Genomic DNA, 26525 nt, shown 5'->3' on the forward strand with positions numbered 1-26525 from the left:
AACTTCAGGCAATCAACACGGCGTGGCAGATTGCCGTGCAGGAAATTCTGCGGATGGTCGTTCGAGACCTGTACAAATCAGGGGATGAGGCGTCCTTCCAAGCGCATATCAAGAGAGTTGAAGAGGCCGCCGTCGACAGCATCTACACCGGACTGATGCTTCGCGGGACTGATGAATGGACGGAAGTGCTTGTCAAGGAAAAGGCCAGTAACTTCGTAACGACACTTTTGACGTCCTTCACTTATGACAAGGTCTAATTATGTCAGCGCTAGCGACGCTGCCATAGCGTTGACGAGTTTTTCGCGGCGTCCCATGTGTCACTTCATCAATAGATGATGGAACACAAGGTATCACCGCTTCCCAGTTAGATGATTCTTAGAAATCGTTCTTAGCAATCTCTGTTAAGCGAAAACTGGTTACAACGGTCCTCGCAACGGTAGACCGGGCAATTCTGTACATCGCGCGTCGGAACGCTGTTTCGGGCAGCATATTCACCAATCTCGCATTGCCGGGCACTGCTGACGTAACGGTCGTAGAGTGTCATGTTACGAACGCGTGTTGATGGATAACGGAGAATGACGGCACCTTCCCTGTCAATCGCACTTTGTACCGCTGCGCAGTTCATTGAGGGCGTTTCATAGCGAGATATGGCAGATGCTGGTGAAGCTGCAAGAGTAGCAAGTACAATCATAAATGTTGTCTTGAGCATGGGTTTGCCTTTCCTTGACGTCGAGACCACTTGCGTCAACCGCAGACGCTGACCAACCGAGAGTCGAACAATCGAAACACCAATTAGTTCCTCAGCCCCATGCAATCGCTGAGAAGCAGGCGCCTATGCTGCCTGGCGGCAGCGGCCTCGCCCGCGCTGTGGCAATTCCATGACCAACATATTGAAGAACGTTGCCAATCAGACCGTCACGGACTTAGGCAGTTGCAAACCCACCATCACGATCGAGGAAAAGCAACAGTCTGCTGCAAAATCTCTTTCACCAACCGAGGCGAAGAGGCTTTCCGGTGCGTTTCGCGCGCTCGACCCCAAGCCCGGGTTTTTGTCTCGTGAGATGGTAGAGCACAACGCACTATGACATGAAACCCTGGCGACTTGACGCAATCGGCCAGACATTGCTGCCTGGCCGATACATGTAAAGCAGGTACTTATTCCTTGCGGAAAAGAAATGTCCGCGATCAGGCGGCAGCCTTGACCGGCGCGCCGATCGTCACGGTTAGCGTGCCGAGATTGTCGATGCTTCCCACGAGTACATTTCCCTGCGTAACGGGCCCTACCCCGTCCGGCGTACCGGTCATGATGACATCTCCCGGCTCCAGCGAGTAGTAGCGCGATAGAGTTGATATGATTTCCGGTGTGCGCCATATCATCAGGCCAAGGTCTGAGTCCTGATGTGCCTTGCCGTCGACCTCCAGTTTAATACGGCCTGTTGCCGGGTGACCGACCTGTTCAACGGGATAGACTGGACCGCAAGGTGCAGACAGATCGAATGACTTTTTCAACTCCCATGGCGAACGTGGCCCTTCTGCGGTGTCGAGAAGCGTCCGTCGTGTCATGTCGAGGCAGATGCCGTAGCCGAATACATGCGATAACGCCTCCGCTTCGGGAATGTCATACCCCCCTGACTTCATGACGACCATCAGCTCAAGTTCGAAATGAAAATCATTGGTTTTGGGCGGATACGGCACGGTCCCCCCATCCTGAACCACGCAATCGCGGGGCTTTTGGAATACAAGCGGAAAATCGCGTGTTTCGTCTCCGCCCATTTCACGCACATGGGCAACATAGTTGCGCCCGATGCAATAGATGCGTCGGACAGGAAATCGTTTGTCACTGCCAACGACAGGCAGGCTCGGTTGCTCCGGTGCAGGCACGGCAAAGGTGGCTTCTGGCTTCATTTAGGCAATCCTGAGAGTTTGATACGCCTCAGAACAATATGCATGTTACTGCGCCTGTCTATAAAAATCTGCATATTTTTAAAAAAAAGAAAAAAATATGAATATTGATTGACAGTCCGCAAAGTTAGTGACTTCCTGAAGACGTTGCAGAAGACAACGAAGGGGAACAGCAGATGATCACACGCAGAACACTGATGGCCTTCACGGCATCCGCCGCGATGTTTCTATCCGGCCATGCCATGTCCCAGGAGAAAAAGGAGTTGGTCATTGCCTATCCCAGCTCCATGGGACTGGGTTATTTCGCCCTCTACAACGCAATCGGAGAGGGATATTTTGAGGAGGAGAATATTTCAATCCGTCCCGAAAGCCTCAACGGTTCCGCCCAGGTAATCCAGGCCCTGCTCGCCGGTCAGGCGCAGCTTGGCCATCCCGGCCCCGGTCCGCTTTTGAATGCCCGTGGCCGCGGTGAGGATCTGGTCTATATCTACAACTACTTTGCGCGCAGCCAGTTCAACCTGGTAACGACAGAGGATTCACCCTTCCAAACACCTGCAGATCTCAAGGGCAAAGTCATTGGTGTGGGCACGTCGGACGGAGCCGAAGTCGCTTTCGTGCGATCAATCTTCGATGCCGCCGGAATGAAGGAAGGCAGCGACTATACCTTTATTACCGTAGGTGAAGGAGGAATGGCCGTTGCCGGGTTCGCAAACAAATCAATCGATGCTTACGCCGCCGATACTGCCGGCACCGCGACGCTGCGTTTGCGCGGTGTAAAACTGCGCAATCTGACACCACCCGACTTCAAGGCCTATTTTGGCAATGGATATGTGACGACACGGGCGTTTCTCGATGACAACAAAGACGTACTGGAGGGCTTCGGGCGCGCACTCGTCAGGGGAGTGAAGTTCGGCATCGATCCTGCAAACCGCGAAGCAACGCTGCAACATGCACAGATGGGCAACCCGCAGCAGCTAGAGGACAAGGAATTCGCAAGCGCACTTCTGGATATCTACTTCGATCTCACCACACCGCTCGATCCCACGAAGGGTTATGGATACCAGAACCCTGTGGCCTGGCAGCAGTGGCAGAGCACCATTGTGGCGGCAGGCGATCTGAAGCAGCCTTTGGACAATCTCGAGCAGGCCTACACCAACGAGTTCATTGAAAAGTGGAACGCTCCGAGATGATAGCTGCACAGAGGAAAGCTGTGGTGGAAAAGCCTGACAAGCCGGTCTTTCAGTTGAGTAATGTCAGCAAGATCTATGGCCAGCGCGACGTTGTTGCGCTGGAGGCTGTCGACATAACGCTGAACAAGGGGGAATTTCATTCAGTCATTGGCTCCAGCGGGTGCGGAAAATCAACGCTTCTAAAGATCATGGCGGGTCTGACACCTCCATCCCGAGGCAGGGTCATGCTATCGGGAACGCCGGTTATGGGACCACGTCCGGATATTGGCATGATGTTCCAGCAAGCGACATTATTTCCATGGCGAACAACACTGGAGAACATCCTTTTACCCCTCGAAATCCGCGAGGGACGCGCCGTGGCTGCCGCAGCGCGAGCAAAAGCCGAAGCTCTTTTGTCGCTGGTCGGTTTGAAGGGATTTGAACACACCTATCCCGGTCAGCTCTCAGGCGGCATGGCACAGCGGGCAGCAATTTGCCGGATGCTGATTGCAGATCCCGATGTACTGCTGCTGGATGAGCCGTTCAGTGCGCTCGATGAAATCACTCGCGATTTCATGAACATGGAATTGCAAAGAGTGTGCCTCGAACGCGGCGCCTCGGCATTTCTCGTGACGCACTCCATTTCAGAGTCTGTCATCCTGTCGGATATTGTCCACGTCATGTCCGCAAGGCCTGGACGCGTTGTCAAATCCATCAAGATCGACCTACCTCGCCCAAGAACACTTGAAATGAGCACGCTGCCGGAATTCGGGCATTACACGTCAACCATTCGCAACCTTCTCGACAAGGGGGCTTTCCTATGACCGATGCAACATCCTCCGGCTTGATGTCAGGCTCGGAAGACGACACCGTATGGACAGAGCGGGTTTCATGGATATCCCTGCTCCCCAGGTGGGTCTCAATGACCATCCTGATGCTGGCATTTCTGTCATGCTGGCAGCTTGTGTCGTCGGCAGGCATCGTTTCCCAGCTGATCTTGCCATCACCACTGGCCACACTTTACGACCTGGGATTTGTGGGCCGTAACCTGCTCTCTGGGCAGTACATGCTTCCCGCACTGTGGGTCACCGCGCAAGAAGTCTTCTGGGGCTTTATCCTTGCGCTGGCAATCGGCGTTTTTCTCGGAGTGCTTGTCGGTGAGACCTCGTTCGGCGAACGCGCAGTGATGCCCTATGTCGTAGCAATCGATACCATGCCCAAGCTTGCATTTGCGCCATTGTTTGTTGCGTGGCTGGGTTTCGGCATCACCTCCAAGGTCGCACTTGCAGCCTTCATATCCGTTTTCCCCATTGTGGTAGGTACGGCTGCAGGGCTGCATGCCGCAGATGAGAATGCCAGAATGCTCTTTAAAAGCATCGGCGCATCACGGTTGCAGACACTGCTCAAACTCAAAATTCCCACTGGACTGCCACAGTTCTTTACAGGTTTGAAAATTGCTTCGATAAGCGTTGTATCTGGCGCGATTGCCGGTGAATTTCTGGGTGGGGGCAAAGGATTTGGAGAACTGATCCGCATCGCTGCTGCTCAACTCGATACGCCGCGTGTATTCTCGCTAATTATGTATCTCAGCCTTCTGGGCCTGCTGATGTTCGGACTGGTTTCATGGATGCAGTACCGGTTTGTTTTCTGGCAGAGAGGCCCGGATGCGGTCAGAAAGACAAAGAAAAAATGAAGCTTCTGTCTCATGGAAAGAATGAATGGCAAAGGTGAGCGACAAGACAACGCTGGCAACCGCAGTGTACCAGAAGTTGCGAATGGATATAATCAATGGCTCATTCAAGCCTGGCGAAAAGCTTCGCATTGAAACGATTGCCGCCAATTATGAAGTGGGTAGCAATGCGGTTCGGGAGGCATTGTCGCGGCTTTCCTCCGAGCGGTTGGTCGATCGCCACGAGCAGCGCGGTTTTTCTGTCCCGTCCATAGCGCTAGAGGAATGGCGCATCTTGGTGAAAACACGCTGCTGGCTTGAAACCAGGGCGCTGGAAGAATCCATCAACAATCGCACCGCAGTCTGGGAAGAAGGCATCGTTGTCGCATTCCATCGGCTGTCACGCTATAAATCGTCGGGTTTTCCCGATGACAGGCCCGGCTGGGAAGATGCGCACCGCAGTTTCCATCGCGCGCTGTTGTCGAATTGCGGCTCGCCCTGGTTGCTCGACTTCTGCGACATCCTTGCCGATCACGCCGCACGCTATGTCTCCATTTCCAATGCGTATCGCAACGTCCCCCGTGACGGCACCGCCGAACATGAAGCCCTTATGAGGGTTGTGATCGACGGCAACAGCCAGGATGCCTGTGCAGCGCTCATCACACATTACACAAGAACGCTCCAGTTGATCGAGCACCTGTTCGATGGAGGTGTCATGACCGGTAATCCCGGAAAGACAACCGATCTTCCCGCGATTGATCCTGCCGAACTGTTGAAACTCAATTTCTGAAAGATTAAAATGAAGTTCCCGGTTTCCCCGAAATACGTTTCCCGCCGCTCACCTGTCATGGCGCGCAATGTCGTTTCGACATCGCATCCGCTGGCCACTGAAGCCGGTCTGTCGATGTTACGCAAGGGTGGCAATGCGGTTGACGCCGCACTTGCTGCAGCGATTACCCTGCCTGTAGTAGAGCCCACTGGTAATGGGCTTGGCTCGGATGCCTTCTGCATTCTTTGGGATGGCAAGGAACTTCACGGCCTCAATGCCTCGGGACGTTCACCCGCAGGTTGGACGCCGGAACGCTTCACTGGTTCTTCAATGCCCCGCAGAGGCTGGGAAAGTGTTACGGTCCCGGGCGCTGTTTCCGCCTGGGTTGATCTCTCGTCGCGCTTTGGCAAACTTCCGTTCGAAACTCTGTTTGAACCGGCGATCCATTACGCCTCGCACGGCTTTCACGTTACGCCGATTATTGCCGACCAATGGCAACGCGGAGCTGATGAGCTGAAAAGCCAGCCGGGTTTTGCGCAAACCTTCATGCCTGGAGGACGGGCTCCGGGTGCTGGCGAATTATTCCGCTCGGCTGATATGGCGCAAAGTCTGCGCCTGATTGCGCAGACGAAAGGCGAGGCATTCTATAGCGGCAGCCTGGCTGAAAAGATCGTGGCATTCGCAAGAGAACATGATGCTGTACTGAATGTTGATGATCTCGCACAGCATAAAAACGACTGGTGCGGGACCATCAGCCAGAACTTTGGCGACACAAGCCTTCATGAAATTCCCCCTAACGGACAGGGAATTGCAGCGCTGATGGCGCTCGGCATCTTGCAAGGCACCGAAATTGCGGATCTGGACCCCGACAGCCCCGAAGCAATGCACTTGCAGATCGAGGCCATGAAACTGGCATTTGCCGACATTCACGCCTATGTCGCCGACCAACTCCATATGACCGACGTCACCATTTCACACCTGCTAGAGCCAGCTTATCTGGCCCGACGCGGCCAACTAATTGATCGCACAAAAGCGACAAACTTCCCGACCGGCGCGCCGAAAGACGGTGGTACGGTATGCCTTGCCACTGGTGACGAGAGCGGAATGATGGTCTCGTTCATTCAGTCGAACTATGCCGGTTTTGGCTCTGGCGTGGTTGTGCCGGGTACGGGTATCAGCCTCCAGAACCGTGGCTTCGGCTTTTCGACCACCGATGGTCATCCAAATCAGGTCGGTCCTTCGAAACGGCCATTTCATACCATTATTCCAGGCTTCGTGATGGGCAAATCGGCACCGGTCATGGCTTTTGGCCTTATGGGGGGACCAATGCAGGCTCAAGGTCATCTCCAGATGATGCTACGTACGCAGGTATGGCGACAGAACCCGCAAACCGCCGCCGATGCTCCGCGCTGGCGGGTGATTTCAGGGCTTGATGTCGCGCTGGAGAACTCAATGGATGCCGCGACAATCGAAGGACTTGCTGCACTGGGCCACCGCGTTACAGCCGAGGCCCCCGAGGCAAGCTTCGGGTTCGGCGGCGCTCAAATGGTCCATCGCATCGATGGTGGCTATGTTGCGGGGTCAGACCCACGCAAAGACGGTTGCGCGGCGGGATTTTAGAGGACATCGCAGCTGCAAGGCTTCTATTTACTTGAACCTCAACTGTCGCATGGCATGACCGACGGATGAGCTGTACGGGAGCGCCAATAGGAAAACTGATGCCTAACTTTGTTCACTCGAACGAAGAGGCCTTGTAATCGGATAAATTGGCACGACCTTGGTTATAGTGACAGCTTGTTTTCGGACCGCTGTCGCCGAGGGGCAAAACCTTGCTCCCAACCAAGGAGGCCAGCATGTCTTCCACTCCAGCAGAAACAGTGCAGATCGACAATGCCGGCTTCAAGCTGATCAGGGACGTCCTAAGGGCTGCCGGTCTTCGGGGTATTGAAGCCGACGCCAGTTCCGACATGAAACGCGAGGCACTGATTTTTCTTACCACCGAGTTCCGTGATGGAACCAGGACGAAAGCTCACCTTTTAAAAGCTCTCACTCGGAGAAACCGTTCTGCAACAGCCACGGCCCGCGTTGGGCACTTGTCGACGGAAGATTCCATCGCCCGGTCACAGGATAAAGGAAGCTTTTGATGGGTATCACCTTTCCCAATGAAGCACGCAGTTTCGACGATAAAAACAGGTGTGTGCGATTCAGCGGTTATGACGGAATGTTCGAGGTGAAATTCTATCTCGCGACTGAGGTACTCGCCTGTGAGAAATCACACCGAAACGCAAGCGAGAGCGACTATCTGACATCGTTCGACACGCTGCGACCGAGAATCTTGAAAGCAGCTGCCTCGGCCTATGCGAAAGAAGGAAGCAGTGCCATTTCCCTCAGTCTCGAGAATTTCCGCTGAGGAGATCATTACACGGGAAGGAACGACTGTGCACCATTCAGCCACTGAAACACCTCCCTCATCAGCGGAGGTAAAAACCGTCCTGGTCAGCGAGTTCGCAAGAAGGTTTCGCCTGGATCAGATCGAGGAAAACAGATTACGGAAGCTCCTCGGCCCAGTTGCCAAAGAAATAGATCTACTCAGAAACGCGGGCCGATAGGCGCGGATAACTATTGGCCTTTTGCGCTCAGGTCAGGACGCCCATGCCCATGCAGTCGTGATTGTTGTGCGATGAAAGCGTAGCTGCTGATGCTGCGGACGACAGCCTCGACCTTCAAAAACAAAGGACAAGCAGCATGAAGTCAATTCAGGAATGGCTCAATGACAAGTGCGAGGAAATGGCCACTTCTTCAAGGTTCTCCAACGACACAGTCTATTTCGAGCGACAGGCGGACATCCTGCGCACTCAAGCCCGGGAAGACGGCTACGGAACTCTGGAGCTCGCGGACCATTGTGAGGGCAATATCGCCACCTATCTCATGAACCGGGTCAATACGCTGAACCGAGCCGAGATCGTCCGCGCAGTCGAGAACGCACCGTATGGAGAATGACCACCATGCCTCAGGCCAGTCCGAGCCCGTCGTCTGAGATCAGCAGGTGAGCCGTCAACCAAGTTAAAGTCGTGGGTCAACGGGCAATTACCACTCGTGTCATGCCTGATGCCTTCAAATATCGCGTAACCGCTTAACAGGAGCAATCATGACCAAGGACAATGCAGACACAACAGCGCAAGAGGCTGTTGAGGAGACGGCAAAAAAGGCACCGATTGCCTCGGACAACCCACCCGCGGGTCCCCACGCCAAGCAGCACTTGATGGACAAAAGCAAAACACCGGGCACGGGCACTTTGCCCGATGTTGAAGACAAAAGCGTTTCGCCCGGCGGCGGCTGATATCGATGAACACACAGGAGAAAGCGACAGGATCGCCAAACAACGCGCGGTCTTTAATGCTGCGTACCGCTCGTCTGATTTGCGACACCATTCGTCGGCGCCTGCGCTCAAGGCAGGATCACAATCGGCAGGCGTTAGCCGATTACATGAAGCGATAATCTGCTCGATGTTTAGCAGCAAGGGAACCGCTTACTTCCAGGCTTGTTAGAGCTACGTACCAATGCTGGTACGGTCATGGCGGCGATCCTGCTAGCTAGTCAGTTACGGAGCAGGCGCTACGCGCAGTGGAGAGTGGACGATGTCAAATGTGACCAAAACAAGCGGCCTCGAAAACGATAATAAAACGAGTGAAACACATTTTGGGCAATCAGTAGAAAGCCTGGCGCAAATGCGGGATAGCGCGTCAGCCGAAGGACCGGCCGGTGAACCCCTCAATATCTACAGGCTGGAACCAACCGCCAGCATTGACGATCCAAGGTGGCAGAATGCTCCTCCGAGCGGTCCCATCACTGTTGCTGCTCGCACTTCAGGCGACGCCCGATTTGTCGCATCGAGCCGTGAAGTGGACTTCATGGAAATCGATTCCGCTCCAGCCGAAGACGTCACAACCGTCAATGCCAGTGCATTTCGAGACGAGAAGCTTTATACCGTCATCGAAATCGAGCATGGCCGGACCGATGTGCGTCGAGGTGTAATGGAAGGAACCGTTCGGGTCGATGCAATCCGGCCTCTAAAGGACTAGCAGTGAAACGGTGTTAGTTTTACCACACTTGGCGAGGCGTCACCATACATGGCCTTGGGACGTAGATATGTCTCGCAGGCTTTCGGCTGGAAACTCGGGATCGCGACCGATCATCCCCAAGAAGGATATTGATAAGTCGAGCGATGTGCGTGGCAGAGCACCACCAATTAACCTGCGAGACCATGTTGGGAACTACGCGACCCCGGCCCTGCACGATGCTGGAGCAGGCTCCACGCGCGAGCCCGCTCTAACACCAGCTTACCCGTTTAAGGCTTGAGGTGCTTGAGCATTTCAAGCGGCCGCTTATGCGGCGGCTTGCCTGCGGGGCCCAGCGCCTCAGTGCGTCCATCTTCGTGAACGATGTAGCTTCCGTGCAGGAAACCATCGTCAAAGCGGCCCTGTATCGTCACAAGTTCACTTGATGCGACAAGTTTACCGCCCTCGCCTTGTGGCCCAGTTTCGACAAGTGCACGACCGGAGTCGTCCTGAACGATGAACTTGTTGCCAAAAATCTCGGCCACCTTGCCTTTGATTGTAACGAGGCTGTCATCCGCCATAGCGGAGATTGCGACAGGCGTCATCGGAGCCACCTCGACGCTCGGCCTTGCCAACTTCATGGCGCCCGCACCTCCTGCAAGGCCGACAACGAGCCCAAGCGCGGCCAGTCCAAATGCACCAGCGCGCCTGCGTCTACGTCTGGGATCAGGTGGCAGATGCGGCTCAGTTGGATCAACGGAATTAATGTTATCGGATATAGACATCGTCGTCTCCTTTGGTTCAGACAACACCGTTCTACGCCACTCTTCCCGGCAACAGCCTGAACCAATTGGTTCAGCTTGAGTTAAGCCTGAAACTCATAGAACATTGCTAATCTTAGCCAGGATCGGACCTTTGGATGCGCGTACTTCTTGTCGAGGACGATATGGATCTCTCCAGCCGTCTCGCAGCGAGCCTCCGGACGGAGAATTTCGTTGTCGATATCGCACGCAATGGAGAGGACGCTGAGCATGCCGGCCTTACAGAGATCTTCGACGTCGCAATTCTCGATCTCGGCCTTCCGAAAATTGATGGCGTTTCAGTCCTGAAATCCTGGAGGGACGCAGATCGATCCTTCCCCGTGTTGGTTTTGACCGCGCGTGATGGCTGGCCCGATAAGGTGGCAAGTTTCAAAGCTGGCGCCGATGATTTTCTCTCCAAGCCATTCAAAATTGAGGAGCTTGTCCTGCGCATCCGCGCGCTTGTGAGGCGCGCCACGGGCCATGCAAGCGCTCGAATCAACTGCGGGCCACTGACGTTTGATGCACAGCTTGGCACGTTCGAGCATAACGGCGTACCCCTGAAGTTAACGGCGCTCGAATGGCGCGTACTGTCCTGCCTGACGCTGCGAAAAGAAACAGTGGTCGACAGGCGTGAGCTTTTAGAAAGGGTCTATGACGGCGACGCGGAGGTAGATTCAAATTCGATTGAAGTGATCATAGCACGCCTGCGCCGCAAGATCGGCCCGCAGCATATCGAGACCGTGCGGGGTCGTGGCTACATGCTGACGGCAGCATCATGAATATCTCAAGGCTTCTGCAGCGCTCAACGATATCCGGGCGGTTGATTGCGTTCTCCGCTATCTTTGTTGTTGCCGCAATCGTCGTCGCTTCAGTCGTCCTCTGGCTGATCGTCGCCGGCGTCGTCCGTTCGCAGGTCGATCAGCGCCTCGACACTCAGATCCAGGCGTTGCGGAGCGCCATCACCACCGCCCCCGACGGTGCAGTAACACTTTCCATTCAGCTAGATGGGCCACCCTTTGATAGGCCGGGATCCGGGTGGTACTGGCAGGTTTCCGGACAGTCCGTTCGGCTTACATCTCGCTCACTTTCCAACGGTACGATCGAGACACCAGGTCACGCTTTCGAATGGCGCCAGCTTTTCGCTGGCATGCCCAGGCCCGGTGGCACCACAGCACTACGCGGACAGGCCTTGCACTCGAGAAGGGCAGAGGCAACCGTCGGCGACAGGATCGTGACGATCACCGCCACCGCACCAGAAACTGCCCTGACCTCCCCCGCATTCCGGTCATTGATGTGGCTTCTTCCCGTCATGGCGCTGCTTGGCGGCAGTCTCATCGCAGGTACTATCTTGCAGGTTAGGTTTGGTTTGCGCCCCCTTCGCCAAATGACGGCAGATATTGGATCTGTGTTGACCGGCAATCGTTCGACCCTCCCCGAGCCGGGCGTTGAGGAACTTCGACCTGTCGCAACCGAGATCAATCGACTGATCGATCAAAGTGCGCAGCGTCTTGCCGACACGCGCGTGCATTTTGCAAACATGGCCCACGGGCTTAAAACACCGGTGGCCAGTATGATGCTGGCTCTCGATGATACAAATGACCCTGATAAAAGCATGAGAAAGCTGATTGAAAGAATTGACCGGCGTATTCAACATCATCTCGCCGACGGTCGTAAAGCAACAGCTGGCGATATGGCTCGCTCAACATCAACGGTCAGACCTCGCCTTAAAGACCTGCTCTTTGTTTTGGAACGGATCTATGCACACAAACATCTGTCTGTTGAATGCAAGGTCGACCCTTCTGTTGTTGTAGGCTGTGCAAACGAAGATTTCGATGAAATTTTTGGCAACATTCTCGACAACGCATTCAAGTGGGCAAATGAAACCATCCGGATTTGTGCACGGATCGAAGGTTCAGCCGTAACGATCGGTATTTTCGACGATGGACCAGGTATGCCCGATTCCGGAATCGAAGACGCGCTTCGCCCCGGATTTCGACTTGACGAAACTGTCGCAGGAGATGGCTTTGGCTTAAGCATATCGAAGGAGATTGTAGAACTGTACGGCGGCAGCATTGAATTGGCACCGATGAACCCGGGCTTGATGGTTAATGTGAAGCTCCCTGGCCCCCAAGCTCTTCGGTGACGTAAGGTATTACCCACTGGCACAATCCGGCCAGCGACAAGGTGCGCAACATGGAGTTGGGTCTGACCCTGCAATCCGCAGCGGCGGCATTTAGACCTGTTGGCAGGATGGCCCACGGAATTTACCTGCATCCAGTCCTTTGAGGCGGTTATCTGGCACCCTCAGGCCAAAACAATTTTCTAAACACAAGTCCGAGGAAACTTAAAAAGATCTGCGGTGTTACTGCATATGCTGAGCGGGTACCCTGGATTTCCAAAACGAAGCCCGACCCGTCCGGCAAAATCGTCACCTGATGCTCACGATGGCTCCCGCAGGTTGTGATCGCTTTTTTCAGGCAATCCGTTACAGCACGAACTCACATATTGGAAACCATGGCAACTGAAAGCACCATCAAGGTTCGCGACCAGTCAAGCGGCAAGAAGCTGCAGCGGTTAGTGGTGATCAGTGATTTTCAGGAAGGGCCGCCCAGTTCTGTGGACACGCTATCTGTCGAGTTATCACGCCAAAAGTGGATCAGCGGTTCACGCGGCACTCCTCCCAGTCCTGTATCGTCACCACATCAGGTCATCGTTGAAGGCGGTTACATTGAACGCCTTCCTCTCGCCGCGCTCAAGAATGAGCTTGTCGACTGCGCGGAAGTCTGGACACACTGGCGTGGAGATCTCCCTCCGAAAGACCTGATATCTGCTAGCCCTTTCTTGAGGCGTCGCTCGTTCAGGATGAACGGTCCAGAGGCCCCGTTTTCGTCAAACGACATGCTGGGTCATATACAGGCCTTCGGGCCACCTGCAATATTGTGTGTCTGGGGTCTTGGTGTGAGTGAGGACATTCTTCTGGCATGCAGCGAAAGCTTCAAGATCTACAATTCCATCGATGCTCCCGCCCTTCGGGTGCCTGCAGAAGTAAGCCGCCACTTTGATCTTGTTATCACCGGGGCTGAGTGGCAATCGGAGATTGTTCGAGCTCGTCATCCAGGAATGCGAACTGCAGTCATGCCCATCGGCCCTGAATTTGCTTCCGAGATCACGTTCAGACCGTTGAACCTGCCCAAAATATATGACGTGATCTACGTCGCGGCAGCGCAACCTTACAAACGGCATGACATCCTGTTTCACGCTCTCCACAAACTGCCGCGAACCTTAAAAGCGCTTTGCGTGTGCGGTTATGGCGAAATGATGAGCGATTTACGCCGCCAGGTGGAAGAACTCGGCATCAACGTCGACTTTGTAGATCCTCCAGGCGTACCCTTCGCGGAAGTAAATCGGCTGATGAACCAGTCGCGCATGGGGGTCGTATGCGGTATCGACGATGGTGCTCCGGCGATAATTACTGAATACATGCTGGCTGGCATCCCTGTCCTTGCCAACAGCCTTCTGTCCTGTGGGTTGCAGTATATAACCCAAGACACAGGCCGGACCGCAACGGCTGAACTTTTCCATGAAGGCATCAGCCTTATGTTGAATATCCCAGGTGCCTTTCATCCGCGCAAAACTGTGCTGGAAAACTGGACCTGGCCACACAGCATCCAGAAGCTGCAAAACATAATCGACGAAACATAGCCAGATATCTTCAGCAACTGGAACATTATCTGACAATTGTTGTTAGGGGGCTGTCTGTTGCGAGGTAAGTTATGAATCGCCTGAGCTCATTCCCCGAGAAGTTTCTACCCGAAAATGCCCCGCTCATCTGTTTTTCACATCTGAGATGGGATTTCGTGGTGCAGAGACCTCAGCATCTCATGCAGCGCTTCGCTGCAGATCGCCAAGTATTTTTCTTTGAAGAATTCATCCCAACGGATCATCACCTCGCCTATCTCGAAATCCACCCTTTCGATGGCACTCCAGTCAAGGCGGTTCGCCCACGGATTCCGCACTGGTGGAACGAGACCGAACGCGAGGCTGGCCTTGCAGGTCTTCTGGGCGAGCTCCTTGCGCTACACGGCGGCGAGCGGCCAGTGCTGTGGTTCTATACACCAATGATGTTTGGTTTTGCCAAGCATTTTGATGCCGCAGCAGTGATTTATGATTGTATGGACGAACTTGCAAACTTCAAACTGGCACCACCACACCTTAAGTCGACGGAAGCCGAGTTGATTGATCGTGCGGATGTTGTCTTTACGGGCGGCGTAAGCCTGTATGAGGCTAAGAAGCATCGTCACGACAATATCCACCCCTTTCCCTCAAGCGTCGACAAATGTCATTTTCTATCCGCTCGAGGCAAGCTGCCTGAGCCGCTTGACCAGGCATCGATTCCTCACCCGAGATTTGGTTACTACGGGGTGATTGATGAAAGGCTTGATCTGGAACTGATTGGTTCACTAGCCGCTAGCCGTCCGGAGATGTCATTCGTCTTTCTTGGACCTGTGGTGAAAATCTCGACGAGTGACCTGCCGCAAGCACCAAATATCCATTATCTGGGCCAGAAACGTTACGACGATTTGCCTGCCTATCTGTCAGGGTGGGATGTTGCGCTTATGCCATTCGCACTCAATGAAGCGACACGGTTCATAAGCCCGACCAAGACCCCCGAATATCTTGCAGCCGGTCGCCCGGTCGTTAGTACAGCAGTGACAGACGTTGTGCGCAGCTACGGAAATGTGCCTGGGGTGTTCATTGCCGACGGGACTGAGGATTTTTGCAATGCTTGCGATAAAGCGATCACGATTGCAAAGTCAGGTACTTCCTGGCTGCGCGATGTTGATAGTGTCCTCGCATTATCGTCCTGGGATATAACATTCCGTTCCATGTCCGCTCTGGTGGACGAAGCAGTATTGCGAAATGGCAGCGCGCGCAATGCTGCTAAAAAGCCGCTCCTGAGGGAAAGTAGCCAGGTCCAGAGCGATACATATGACTACTTGATCGTTGGCGCAGGTTTTGCGGGTTCAGTTCTTGCCGAGCGGTTGGCTGCAGACGGAGACAAGAAGGTTCTCGTTTGCGACAGACGTCCTCACGTCGCCGGTAACGCCTATGATCACTATGATGAAGAAGGGGTTCTTGTTCACAAGTATGGCCCACACATTTTTCACACCAATAGCGACGAAGTCTTTGCCTACCTATCCCGCTTTACGGCGTGGCGCCCTTATGAACACCGGGTATTGGCGCAGGTCGGCGAATTGCGCGTGCCGATCCCGATCAACCGAACCACACTAAACATGATTTACGGGCTCGACCTGCCGAGCGAAGCAGCAGCTGCACTTTTCCTCGCCGGCCGCGCCGAACCATGTGATCCAATCTCGACGTCAAAGGACGTCGTCATTTCGCAGGTCGGCTCTGAGCTCTATCGGACATTTTTCGAAGGATATACCCGCAAGCAATGGGGTCTTGATCCCTCCGACCTGGACCGCTCTGTGACCGCGCGTGTTCCAACCCGCACCAGCACCGACGACCGCTATTTCCTCGACACATTTCAGGCCATGCCGCTCAACGGTTACACCCAGATGTTCGAGCGTATGCTGGATCACGATAATATCACCTTGATGCTGGGCACGGATTTTGCCGAACTCAAGCAGGCACGCCTTGCAAAACATATTATTTTCACGGGTCCGATCGATGAGTATTTCGACTATCAATTCGGGCGCCTTCCCTACCGAAGCCTGAAATTTCGGCACGAGACACACGATGCCGAATGGGTATTACCAGTCGCAGTCGTGAATTACCCCTCAGAGGAAGTCGAGCATACCCGCATCACTGAATACAAGCATCTGACAGGCCAGTCTCACGAGAAAACCAGCATAAGCTATGAATATGCCTGCGCAGACGGAGATCCCTATTATCCTATACCTCGGCCCGAAAACCAGGCTCTCTACAAGCGATACGAGGCACTCGCGCGTCAACTGGGTGATGTGACCTTTGTCGGTCGGCTTGGCACCTACAAATATTACAACATGGACCAGGTGGTTGGTCAGGCGCTTGCGACGTATAGACGCCTGAAGAAACGACACGATGTCGGCGCGGTACTGGCCGATGTCCATCGTGACTGACAAGCTGCGAATAGTGCTTGCCACAGACAGCCTCGACCCATCAGGCATGGGCGAGCACATGATTGCGCTTGGTCGAGCACTTAGTTTGGACTGGGATGTAACTCTGTCTTTGATGACGGAAGACCGGACAGGCGTGTTACCCCGCGCTGCGCGTCATGGTCTCGGCATACGGCTTTCTGGCAATCACGAAGAATTCGGCAACTGGCTGACCACAGCCGATATAGACCTCCTGCATGTCCACGCCGGGATCGGATGGGAAGGACATGATCTTGCAGCAGCCGGCCGTCAAAAAAACATTACGGTTATTCGAACGGACCACCTCCCGTATTTGCTGACAGATCCTGCACAAAAGGAGCACTACAGGCAGCAGACCCTGGGCGTCGCGCACCACATAGTCGTTTCCGCTGCATCAGCGGAAAGCTTCCGTAGCAGCGTCGATCCTGCCCGTCTATCAACCATCCGTAACGGTATTTTTCCTTTCGAGCCCAGCCTCGAAACTTCCAATTTTAAACAGGAGTTAGGGGTTGAGGGACGGATCGTTCTGTTAACCGTCGCGCGTTTCACGGCACAAAAAGACCATGCAACCCTCCTGCATGCACTGCCGAAGATTGTTCGGACTTACCCGACCGTGATTCTGCTGTTGGCAGGCTCCGGAAGCGAGCGACAAAAAATCGAGACCCTCGTCAAAGAGCTTGGCCTTGAGGACCACGTCCGCTTTCTCGGGCAAAGACAAGATATTGCCCGGCTCATGGAAATTACCGAACTTTTGGTTCTCCCGTCGCTTTTTGAGGGCCTTCCCCTCGCGATACTTGAGGCCATGTCGCTTGGAGTTCCAGTCGTTGCCACGCGTATTGGTGGCACTGTTGAGGCGCTGGGCGACACTCACCCGTTCTTTGCAGAACCGGGCATTCCAGACGCTATGGCCTGCGCCATCATCGAAGCCCTCGCCGATCCTCGCCGCATGGCAGAGGCCGGGACAATGGGTCACGATCGCTTCCGCGACAACTTTTCTGCCCACCGCATGGCAGCGGAGACGGCCTCGATTTATCAGCGATTTATCAGCAAGCCAGCGAAGCGCTTTCACAAGGACAACTCCATGCAGAAAACACGTCTGGCCTTCATCGGTGCCGGGGGGATTGCCCAACGTCATCTGGATATCCTCGCGCAGTTTGCCGACGTGGAGATGGCAGCATTTGCTGATCCTGATTTGGCCAAAGCAGACCAGGCCGCGATCCGGTTTGGCGCGAGATCGTTCGAGCATCACCGAGACATGTTGGACGCAGTAAAACCTGATGCTGTTTATATCTGCATCCCGCCTTTCGCCCACGGAATACCGGAACATGACCTGATCGAACGCGGGATCCCGTTCTTCGTTGAAAAACCGGTTTCGCTCCATCTGCCGACTGCCGAAGAAATCTCGGCGGCCGTCATCGCCAAAGGGTTGATCACGGCCGTCGGCTATCACTGGCGTTATCTCGATATCGTTGATGAAGCGCGGGCTCTTCTGGAGAACAATCCCGCCCAGCTCCTGTCGGGTTACTGGCTGGATTCTACCCCGCCACCCGAATGGTGGTGGAAGCAGGACAAGTCAGGCGGACAAATCATTGAGCAGGCGACGCACCTCCTTGATCTGGCTCGGTTTCTTTTCGGCGAGGTGACCGAGGTCTACGGCCGTGTTGGACACAAAGACCGACCAGACTTCCCCGGTTTGGATGTTCCAACGGCCACAACAGCCAGCCTCACCTTCCAGACCGGAGTGATCGCCAACATCGCATCCACCTGCCTGCTCGGCTGGAACCACCGCGTCGGCCTGCATATCTTTGCCGATCGACTTGCTATCGAACTGACAGACCACGAAATCATGGTTGACGTTGGGAGCGGTCGACCGGTGCGTGGTGCCGACGGCGATCCCGTCTGGCGCGAGGATCGCGATTTCGTCGACGCCGTTCGCGGCGGCGAGAACCGTATCCGCTGCTCTTACGAAGACGCGCTTGCAACGCACAGGCTGGCGCTGGCTGTCATGTCTTCTGCACGTGCGGGGAAACCCGTGCGGCTCGAAGCAGCACCTGTGCAGCGAACGCCACTGGCACCCCTGACACACCAGCCGCGTTCAGAAGAACCGCATGCAGTGATGCCCCCTGGCCACCGCCATATTCGTTCTCTCGGTGTGGAGGCGCCCGGCCGGACCTACTTCTTCGAATATGAAGAAGGCCCTCCCGTCGATGGTCAGGTCAGGCTGGACACGCTCTATACTGGTCTTTCTGCGGGCACCGAACTGACTTTTCTCAAGAACAGCAATCCCTATTTCCGGTCTCGGTTCGACCGCGATCGTGGCGTGTTCATCGAAAACGAGCCCGATCTGCATTATCCCGTTCCCTTTCTGGGATACATGGAGGTGGCGCGAATATCTCAATCCCGCGCCTTCGGACTTTCCGATGGCGCACTTGTCGCATCAGCTTACGGGCACAAAACCGGCCACACCGCTGACCCTTTCCACGACGTGCTGGTACCCTTGCCGAACGAACTTGATCCCTTGCTTGGCGTCCTGGTCGCCCAGATGGGCCCTATTTGCGCCAACGGTATCCTTCATGCTGATGCGGAAGCCTTTGGGCTACACGTTCCTGCTCTCGGGGCCGGCGTCAACGGTCGCCCCATTATGGTAATCGGTGCGGGAACCGTTGGCCTGATGACGGCATTGTTTGCCCGCTCGCTGGGTGCTTCGGACGTGATCATTACTGATCCGTCTGAATTCCGGCGGGGCAAAGCCGACGCAATGGGCCTCACGGCCATGACAGAGGAACAGGGCTGGCAGCATGCAAAGGCACGCTGGCATGATGGTGCGATGGGGCGCGGCGCTGACCTTGTATTTCAGACGCGAGCCCATGCTGGCAGTCTGCACACAGCGCTAAAGTCCTTGCGTCCTCAAGGCACGGTGATCGACCTGGCGTTCTATCAGGGCGGAGCCGATCACTTGCGGCTCGGTGAGGAGTTTCACCACAATGGCTTGAACATTCGCTGCGCACAGATCAATCGAGTTCCCCGCGGGCTGGCACCGCTCTGGGATCGGCGCAGGCTGGCCCAAGCCACGGTGGATCTTCTACTCACTGAAGGCAAAATCATCCGTGAGCACATGATTTCGCATGTGCTTCCTATCGATGACGCGCCTGGCTTTTTAAACGACTTAATCAAGAATCGACCGGAATTCCTGCAGATTGTCTTCCAGGTGAACGAATGATTGGGGAGGCCGCACCTGTGCGAATTCTGTTCGTTTTTGCCTGGCTGGTCGTAGGCGGTGAGGAAACCGAAGTACGGCTGCTTGCAAAGAATCTGGATCCCAAGCGGTATCGTATCGACGTGACAGCATGCTTCCATAGACCTGGCATGACAGACCAAACTCATGAGCAACTCCGAGCACTTGGCGTCGACGTTGACACGACACCCTATGGGCTGTCCTTCGACGATACGGTCGAGTATCTGGCCGGGAAAATTCCTCTCTACGACGTCGTAATATCTTGCCAGAACGTTGCTGACATCTACCCGGCACTCGAGCTATTACATCTGCGCCCGCCGCTAATCGAGCACGGCGGGCTTGTATCGGAGGCGCTGGCGGGACCTAAGCACTACACGACCAGATATGTTGGTGTCTGTCAGACCATCCGCGATGCAGCAGCTTCCAGGATGGAAGGGCGAGAACATCATGCCTTGGAAATACCCTCCATGGTGGATCTCACTACCTTTGATGCGAACGACCGTAGCACCATGCGCAACACGCTGGGAATTCGCGACGGTGACATGCTGGTAGGATGGGTCGGACGGCTGGATCCCAAAAAGAATGTTGAGGATTTTATCAAGGCGGCGGCATTCGTTCACGATAGGCATGAATCCGCACGCTTCGTCATTGTTGGCGGCCCGGACGCTTTTTACCCCGACTATGCAGAGCATCTGAAGGAACTCGCGGGCAGCCTGGGACTAGATAATACCCTGCAGTTTCTTGGAGACCGCAAAGATGTCCCCACCCTCCTTTCGGCTTTCGACATTTTTGTCTGGCTATCAGCTGGTGAGGGCATGCCGCATGTTATAGCCGAGGCGGGTGCGGCAACACTGCCCGTCATCGCGACACCTGACAACGGTGTGCTCCAGCAAATCGATCCTGGTAGGTCGGGACTTCTCGTACCATTCAACGATCCGGTTATCGTTGCGCAATGTCTTAGCGATCTGATTGTCTCACCGGACCTGCGCAATGCCCTGGGTCAGGCATTGCGTTTGAAAGTAGAGGCAACCTACTCCGTCGAGGCGGTGCTGCCGCAATGGGAGAACCTTATTGACGAGGTGGTCAAAGAACGTCGGCCAGCTGAGCCGACGGGTCTTTTTCAATCCTTCCTACAGGGAGGATTTGAATGTTCTACACATCGTCTGCGTCCCAATGAAAATCAACCTACCGGGCGGCGCCTCGACCTAATAGCATCGACTGGTCACGATATTTATGCTGCTCAAGACTACCGCCAGCTTTCTGATCTGGGAATACGAACAGTAAGGGACGGTTTCCGTTGGCACCTGATTGATCGGCCAAACGGCTATGAATGGACAAGTGTCATACCGATGTTACGAGCGGCCTCGGAGGTTGGAACACAGGTCATCTGGGACTTGATGCACTATGGATGGCCAGACGACGTCGATATCTGGTCTCCCCGGTTCGTTGACCGTTTTGCGGATTATGCCGCCGGCTGCGCACGAATTGTTCAAGAAGAGAGTGACGGCATCCCTTTTTATTGCCCCGTTAACGAGATTTCGTTCTTATCCTGGGGAGGTGGTGATGCAGCCTATCTCAATCCGTTCGCACATGGTCGCGGTTTCGAGCTCAAGGTGCAGTTGGCACGCGCAGCGATTGCTGCCATGGACGCAATTCTGACTGTAGACCCGCGCGCTCGTTTCGTGCACTGCGAACCAGCTATCAACGTTGTCACGGATCCAGAACGCCCTTGGGAAGAACGTTTAGCCGACGGACACCGAAAGTCACAGTTTCAGAGTTGGGACTTGATTGCAGGACGGTTATGGCCCCAGATCGGTGGTGCGGAACGCTATCTCGACGTCGTGGGTGTCAATTACTACTTTAATAATCAGTGGATCCACGGAGGACCGCCACTCGATATCGGGCATAGACTGTACAAGCCCCTCAGCAATATATTGATAGAGACTTATGCCCGTTATGGCAGGCCAATGCTGATTTCCGAAACAGGTATCGAGAATGAGCGAAGAACCGCGTGGTTCGAATATGTGACGAGGCAGGCTGACATCGCAATGGAAGCCGGCGTACCGTTGGAAGGCATTTGCCTGTATCCCATCGTCAACCATCCCGGCTGGGACGACGAGCGGGCCTGCCAAAACGGCTTGCTGTCTGCTGTGGCCAAACCTCCGAAAAGAGACGTTTATCAACCGCTTGCAACCGCCATAGAGATGTATTCCCTGACCCACCCGTGTTCACAAGCCAAATGACTTCTGCAGCAGGAACACTGGGAGAACCCAGACATGTGAGATTTTTGTTATCGCGATATTGATTTTCGCGATTCGAGATCGTAAATCTTTGAGTGACAGGAGCACTCAAATGACTGATAAAGCCAATCCCCCGCCCCCTTTAACCGCACAGCTCTGCTACTCGATCTATTCGGCCGGCATAGCAATACAGCGAGCATACAAGCCTTTTCTTGACGAACTCGGCCTGACTTACCCCCAGTATCTCGTGCTGAATATTCTTTGGGCTCAAGACGAGCAAACGGTTGGATCGATCGCCAACAGCCTTGCCCTGGAATCCAGTACACTGACACCACTCCTGAAACGACTTGAAGTTGCGGGCCTGTTGCATAGAACTCGCAGTAAAGAGAATGAACGGCAAGTTGTTGTGGCGCTTACTGAAGAGGGGCGCGCCTTGCAGCGAAAAGCTGGTTGTCTAAGCGACGCGTTACTATCAGCGTCAGCACATAGTCCACATGATCTGGCGCTTCTCAACCGCGACATTAGAAATCTACGCGACGCAATTTACACGAACATTGAAGGTTGGAGTGCTCCCGTCTGACCGACGAGAGCCCTGCATCTGTGCCAAGCACCATAACGACACTGTAAATGCATCCCGCCAAGATCAGTGCGTTCGTAACGTGGGCTATTAAGAAATGGCCCACTGCATTTACTTAAAACAGCTGTCCTAATTCTCTGATTTGAGCGCCGTCCACAGCCTGTTCAGCACACGCTGTTGCGTAGCGTCGTATGGTGAAATTGTAAAAAGCCTGTCGAGGACCGCCGCTGAAGGATAGATTGAGGGGTTTTTGCGAACTTCCTCATCTAGAAACTCTTGAGATGCAAGGTTACCATTTGCGTATTGTACGTAATTGGAAGCTCTGGCAATGACTTCGGGCTTCATCAGATAATTGATGAAGGCATGTGCTTCATCCACGTTTTTTGCATCGGCAGGAATGGCCAGATTGTCAAACCACATATAAGTGCCCTCTTTGGGAATGACGTAACCCAAATTGACGCCGTTGCCAGCTTCTTCCGCCCTTGCCTTCGCCTGCAGTACGTCACCCGAGAAACCGATCGAAATGCAAATGTCGCCTGTTGCAAGCTCATTGATATAGGCCGACGAGTTGAACGATCGCACCGACCGACGGATTGATTTGAAAACCTCAACGCCACTCTTGAGATCATCCGATTGTTTGCTATCGGGATTTTTACCGAGGTAAGACATGGCAATAGCGACCGTCTCGTCAGGCGCGTCCAATATATTGATGCCGCACGCCGCCAGCTTTTGTGCATTGTCGGGGGCAAAAAGTACGTCCCAGCTGTCGATTGCGACATCGCCTAACGCAGTTTTGACCTTGTCGACATTATATCCGATGCTTGTCGTGCCCCACATGTAATTGACGGCATATTGATTTCCAGGATCATAAGCAGCAAGCCGTGTCATGATGTCTGGCCACATATTGCGGAGATTGGTGAGCTTTGATTTATCCAGTTTCTGGAAAACCCCTGCGTTGATCTGCCTAGCAAGGAAGGGGCCGGTCGGAACAACAACGTCGTAGCCTGATGCTCCTGCGAGGAGTTTCGTCTCAAGCAGTTCATTGTTGTCGAATACGTCGTAGATAACCTTTATTCCTGTTTCTTTTGTAAAATCATCAAGTATTGACTGTTCGATATAGTCGGACCAGTTGTAAACGTGCACAACGCGGTCAGCAGCGATGGCGGAAGTCGCACTAGCGATAACGGCAGCGCCAAAGATTACGCGCAACAATATTTCGTGCATAAAAGCCTCTTTTGTGAAGTTGATGACATAGCGTCGCGAGTAATTCAGTGTGAGAGGGCCCTTCGACGGTGCCGACAAAGAATTGCCAGGCCGCGCCCCTACGGGGCTAATGGCAGCAGCCAAGACGTTTCTGGATCAAACTGGGTACACTTGAAATACGGACGACGGCCAAAAATGCGTGCGACCTGTTTCCTCTGTATTTCCGTTTTGTGGATTCACATTTCAATTGCAGTACGACACCTGCGCGTTGCGCTATGGTGACTGGCGAAACTAAAGCAAAGAATGGTGCGCGCAAAACATCATCAATGGCACAGAATAAAATATAGAACGGCCATGATGCTCAGCAGAGATAAGGCTGCCGCGCCAATCGTGTATAGTTGTCGGAATTCATCTGGTTCACCGTCGGAAGAATGGAATGACTGTTCATTGCGTTGCCTCAGATCCAACGTAACGGTCAAATCAGGAGCGCATTTGGCACCAAATTTCTGGCCGGATTTATCAAATAACCGATCTTGATAATCGCACGATATCAGCTCTTTCCTGCGTCTCTCGGATCGCTTTGGATTGAGGTCTTCAGGTCTGTCACTACTTGGCGCTTTTTCAGCGTCCTCGGGTCCAAATCCCATTCCCTCACCTCCGTCGCATGAGAGACTAGAATTTCATGGCCGCTTTTCAGCCGAGTTACATTTCATTACTTATGTCTTATAAATGAAACATGCCCGGTTATTTGAAAGGTCTGCTCACACAGGGTAGCCAAGGTTTTCTGACGCTTACTGAAGGGCAACAACAGGGCGACATTGCCGCCAGCACCCCACAATAGGACGCAGCTTACAGGCTCTGAGGAGCCTGTAAGCCAGTGATAAAGGTCAGGACGAAATTCCGTTATCCGCCTTTAACATGTCTGCCGCACGTTCGCCAACCACCACACATGGAGCCATCAAGTTGCCCACGGGTATTCTCGGCATAACCGAGGCGTCGGCAATGCGCAGATTTTTGACACCATACACGCGCAGGCGTGAATCAACGACTGACATGGCATCTCGTCCCATTTTGGCCGTACACGACTGGTGCCAATACGTGACGGCGGAGTTGCGTATAAAGTTCTCCATACTTGCGCGGTCGCGTATGGCGGGAATGACTTCCCGCTTGATCAAGGACCGAAAACGATCACTGTTGCCCAATTCCCTGCACAATTCGATAGTGCGAAACGCTGTTTCCATATCCTGAGGATCACTCAGTGAGTTGGGTGTAACAATAATCGGGTCGTTTGGTTGCGGGCCGGACAGGCGAACGCGTCCACGGCTCTTGGGCTGAGCAAGCCCGGCGAACATCGTCCAACCATGTTCAGGCGCTTGCAATCCTACCTCAGGTGGCGGCGGCACTGCGAATTCCAGCTGGCACTGCACCATATCAGGCGCAGGCAAGCGCGCATCGCTCTTTGCATAGAGCACTGCTTCGCAGCCGCCACCACCCACCAATTGAGGTTTCAGATATTCCCAGGTACAGCCGAAGGCTATGTGGTCCTGATGATTTTCCCCAACCCCCGGAAGGCCTTGGACGATAGGAATACCGTGGCGTCGCAATTCATTTGCCGGTCCAATACCGGATTGCATAAGCACTTTGGGCGTATGTACCGCCCCAAGAGACAGCACAACTTCGCGATCGGCACCGACGCGCAAAATCTTATCACCAACCATGGCTTCTACGCCGACGGCTGTCTTGCCTGAAAAAATGATCCGAGTGACAAGCGCGCCCGTCAAGACCGTGAGGTTTGGCTGGCTCATGATCGGTTGCGTATATGAACGAAAAATCGACTGCCGCTTGTTGTCACGGATTCGCAACTCAGCAATGGCGGCTCCGCCGTCACCCTCCATCATCTCGCCATTGGCGCTTTCAAATTTCGCGATGCCGAGATCCTTCGCGGCATCAACCGTGATCTCCGCAAGCGGCTGAGGGGAATGGGGCTGTGCAACATATACCGGTCCACCCGCCCCCCGTCGTGTCGGATCAGCTTTACCCTGCCAATCTTCAATACGACGGTAATAGTTCAGAATAGAATCGTATCCCCAGTCCGGATCACCTGTCTCGTCAGCAAAATAGTCCCAGTCAGCCTTGTGACCGCGGGCCCAAACCATGACATTGATACTAGACCCACCGCCGAGTACCTTGCCCATGTTCAAGGGAAGACGACGACCATTAAGGTGTGGTGAGGGCTCGCCTTCGAATGCCCAGTCGTGCGATGAACCAAGATTAAGCGGCCATTGGGCCGGGTCTGAAATCGAAGGCGCGTTGTCGTCGCCACCAGCCTCAATAAGAAGGACCTGAACGTTTTTGTCCTGGGCCAGGCGAGCAGCGACCACAGAGCCGCTAGAGCCAGCTCCGCAGATGATGAAATCGAAATGGGTACGAAATTTAGTGCGATGAGCCCGTGCTTCCGGACCGTCGCGGTCTGTTGTGGCGTGTTCCATAAGTCACCTTGTATGTTGAATTAAATGTGTTGTTGCGCGGAGCGCAATGCTCAACCGACCTATGTCGGGAGCCGCGTTAAACAGAGATTTCAGCTTGTGGTCCGTCAGTTTCATTTGAAGTGAACGGGCCGAACTCGTCTGGAAAATGCATTGGTGTTTTCAAGCGAGTGCATTTTTGCACTCGCTTGATGTTTCTGTTGTCAGTTTGCTTTGTTGTTGTCAGTTGGCTTTGTTCTGGATTGTCTTGGCGGCCTCATCGATCGTGTCTGCGACA

Annotated in this window: 24 protein-coding genes; 19 read left to right on the top strand and 5 right to left on the bottom strand. The window is 54.2% G+C overall.

Annotation, left to right across the window (positions count from 1 at the left end; genetic code table 11):
- A partial coding sequence (locus tag HGO37_RS18545) for a hypothetical protein (protein WP_250984621.1) occupies positions 1 to 257 on the top strand: 257 nt, incomplete at its 5' end.
- Positions 258 to 388: 131 nt separating this feature from the next.
- Here the strand turns inward: HGO37_RS18545 and HGO37_RS18550 are convergent.
- Complete coding sequence (locus HGO37_RS18550; RefSeq protein ID WP_250984622.1) at positions 389 to 709, bottom strand: hypothetical protein; 321 nt, start codon at positions 707 to 709, stop codon at positions 389 to 391.
- Positions 710 to 878: 169 nt separating this feature from the next.
- On the opposite strand from HGO37_RS18550, the gene HGO37_RS18555 reads away from it, so the two are divergent.
- A complete protein-coding gene (locus tag HGO37_RS18555; RefSeq protein ID WP_250984623.1) occupies positions 879 to 1085 on the top strand; it encodes a hypothetical protein in 207 nt (68 codons plus the stop codon).
- 100 nt (positions 1086 to 1185) lie between these two features.
- Here the strand turns inward: HGO37_RS18555 and HGO37_RS18560 are convergent, their stop codons facing one another.
- Positions 1186 to 1905, bottom strand: coding sequence for a fumarylacetoacetate hydrolase family protein (locus HGO37_RS18560; protein WP_250984624.1), 720 nt, complete (start codon positions 1903 to 1905; stop codon positions 1186 to 1188).
- A 173-nt stretch (positions 1906 to 2078) separates the two neighbouring features.
- On the opposite strand from HGO37_RS18560, the gene HGO37_RS18565 reads away from it, so the two are divergent.
- The 10 genes from HGO37_RS18565 to HGO37_RS18610 all read left to right on the top strand — a co-directional run bounded on the left by HGO37_RS18565 (position 2079) and on the right by HGO37_RS18610 (position 9591).
- The gene (locus HGO37_RS18565) at positions 2079 to 3092 is read left to right on the top strand and encodes an ABC transporter substrate-binding protein (RefSeq protein WP_250984625.1); all 1014 of its coding nucleotides are present in this window, start codon (positions 2079 to 2081) and stop codon (positions 3090 to 3092) included.
- The gene (locus tag HGO37_RS18570; protein WP_192490190.1) at positions 3089 to 3895 is read left to right on the top strand and encodes an ABC transporter ATP-binding protein; all 807 of its coding nucleotides are present in this window, start codon (positions 3089 to 3091) and stop codon (positions 3893 to 3895) included. Before HGO37_RS18565 ends, HGO37_RS18570 begins: the two co-directional genes overlap by 4 nt.
- Entirely contained in the window at positions 3892 to 4764 is an 873-nt protein-coding gene (locus tag HGO37_RS18575) for an ABC transporter permease (protein WP_250984626.1), read from the top strand. Before HGO37_RS18570 ends, HGO37_RS18575 begins: the two co-directional genes overlap by 4 nt.
- 25 nt (positions 4765 to 4789) lie before the next feature.
- Complete coding sequence (locus HGO37_RS18580) at positions 4790 to 5530, top strand: GntR family transcriptional regulator (RefSeq protein WP_250984627.1); 741 nt, start codon at positions 4790 to 4792, stop codon at positions 5528 to 5530.
- A gap of 9 nt (positions 5531 to 5539) precedes the next feature.
- The gene (locus tag HGO37_RS18585; RefSeq protein WP_250984628.1) at positions 5540 to 7129 is read left to right on the top strand and encodes a gamma-glutamyltransferase family protein; all 1590 of its coding nucleotides are present in this window, start codon (positions 5540 to 5542) and stop codon (positions 7127 to 7129) included.
- Positions 7130 to 7362: 233 nt separating this feature from the next.
- Positions 7363 to 7653: a hypothetical protein gene (locus HGO37_RS18590; RefSeq protein WP_250984629.1), complete on the top strand. Its 291-nt coding sequence runs from the start codon at positions 7363 to 7365 to the stop codon at positions 7651 to 7653.
- Positions 7653 to 7919, top strand: coding sequence for a DUF1488 family protein (locus tag HGO37_RS18595; RefSeq protein ID WP_250984630.1), 267 nt, complete (start codon positions 7653 to 7655; stop codon positions 7917 to 7919). Before HGO37_RS18590 ends, HGO37_RS18595 begins: the two co-directional genes overlap by 1 nt.
- Positions 7920 to 8254: 335 nt before the next feature.
- Positions 8255 to 8509, top strand: coding sequence for a hypothetical protein (locus HGO37_RS18600; protein WP_250984631.1), 255 nt, complete (start codon positions 8255 to 8257; stop codon positions 8507 to 8509).
- Between the two features lie 148 nt (positions 8510 to 8657).
- Positions 8658 to 8849, top strand: coding sequence for a hypothetical protein (locus tag HGO37_RS18605; protein ID WP_250984632.1), 192 nt, complete (start codon positions 8658 to 8660; stop codon positions 8847 to 8849).
- A 298-nt stretch (positions 8850 to 9147) separates the two neighbouring features.
- On the top strand, positions 9148 to 9591 hold the full coding sequence (locus HGO37_RS18610) for a hypothetical protein (protein ID WP_192490182.1): 444 nt from the start codon (positions 9148 to 9150) through the stop codon (positions 9589 to 9591).
- A gap of 266 nt (positions 9592 to 9857) precedes the next feature.
- Here HGO37_RS18610 and HGO37_RS18615 read toward each other — a convergent pair whose 3' ends face one another.
- Positions 9858 to 10352, bottom strand: coding sequence for a single stranded DNA-binding domain-containing protein (locus tag HGO37_RS18615; protein ID WP_250984633.1), 495 nt, complete (start codon positions 10350 to 10352; stop codon positions 9858 to 9860).
- 134 nt (positions 10353 to 10486) lie between these two features.
- Here HGO37_RS18615 and HGO37_RS18620 point away from each other — a divergent pair, with 134 nt between their 5' ends.
- The 7 genes from HGO37_RS18620 to HGO37_RS18650 all read left to right on the top strand — a co-directional run bounded on the left by HGO37_RS18620 (position 10487) and on the right by HGO37_RS18650 (position 22562).
- Positions 10487 to 11149 carry a response regulator transcription factor gene (locus HGO37_RS18620; RefSeq protein WP_250984634.1) on the top strand — a complete coding sequence of 221 codons (663 nt, stop codon included), beginning with the start codon at positions 10487 to 10489 and terminating at the stop codon, positions 11147 to 11149.
- Positions 11146 to 12513, top strand: coding sequence for a sensor histidine kinase (locus HGO37_RS18625; RefSeq protein WP_250984635.1), 1368 nt, complete (start codon positions 11146 to 11148; stop codon positions 12511 to 12513). Before HGO37_RS18620 ends, HGO37_RS18625 begins: the two co-directional genes overlap by 4 nt.
- Positions 12514 to 12884: 371 nt before the next feature.
- A complete protein-coding gene (locus HGO37_RS18630) occupies positions 12885 to 14072 on the top strand; it encodes a glycosyltransferase (protein WP_250984867.1) in 1188 nt (395 codons plus the stop codon).
- A 71-nt stretch (positions 14073 to 14143) separates the two neighbouring features.
- Entirely contained in the window at positions 14144 to 16492 is a 2349-nt protein-coding gene (glf, locus tag HGO37_RS18635) for a UDP-galactopyranose mutase (protein WP_502941432.1), read from the top strand.
- Positions 16485 to 19727 (top strand): glycosyltransferase, encoded by a 3243-nt coding sequence (locus HGO37_RS18640; RefSeq protein ID WP_502941437.1) that lies wholly within the window; start codon positions 16485 to 16487, stop codon positions 19725 to 19727. The genes glf and HGO37_RS18640 overlap by 8 nt, the downstream gene beginning before the upstream one ends.
- A complete protein-coding gene (locus tag HGO37_RS18645) occupies positions 19724 to 21985 on the top strand; it encodes a glycosyltransferase family 4 protein (RefSeq protein WP_250984637.1) in 2262 nt (753 codons plus the stop codon). The genes HGO37_RS18640 and HGO37_RS18645 overlap by 4 nt, the downstream gene beginning before the upstream one ends.
- Before the next feature lie 109 nt (positions 21986 to 22094).
- Positions 22095 to 22562 carry a MarR family winged helix-turn-helix transcriptional regulator gene (locus HGO37_RS18650; RefSeq protein ID WP_250984638.1) on the top strand — a complete coding sequence of 156 codons (468 nt, stop codon included), beginning with the start codon at positions 22095 to 22097 and terminating at the stop codon, positions 22560 to 22562.
- A 126-nt stretch (positions 22563 to 22688) separates the two neighbouring features.
- Here the strand turns inward: HGO37_RS18650 and HGO37_RS18655 are convergent, their stop codons facing one another.
- Together HGO37_RS18655 and HGO37_RS18660 are read right to left on the bottom strand one after the other, a co-directional pair.
- A complete protein-coding gene (locus HGO37_RS18655; protein ID WP_250984639.1) occupies positions 22689 to 23783 on the bottom strand; it encodes a polyamine ABC transporter substrate-binding protein in 1095 nt (364 codons plus the stop codon).
- Between the two features lie 866 nt (positions 23784 to 24649).
- Positions 24650 to 26251: a GMC family oxidoreductase gene (locus HGO37_RS18660; protein ID WP_250984640.1), complete on the bottom strand. Its 1602-nt coding sequence runs from the start codon at positions 26249 to 26251 to the stop codon at positions 24650 to 24652.
- Between the last annotated feature and the right edge of the window lie 274 nt (positions 26252 to 26525).

The sequence above is a fragment of the Rhizobium sp. CG4 genome (genome assembly GCF_023701965.1).
In the GTDB taxonomy this organism is placed as follows: Bacteria; Pseudomonadota; Alphaproteobacteria; order Rhizobiales; family Rhizobiaceae; genus Agrobacterium.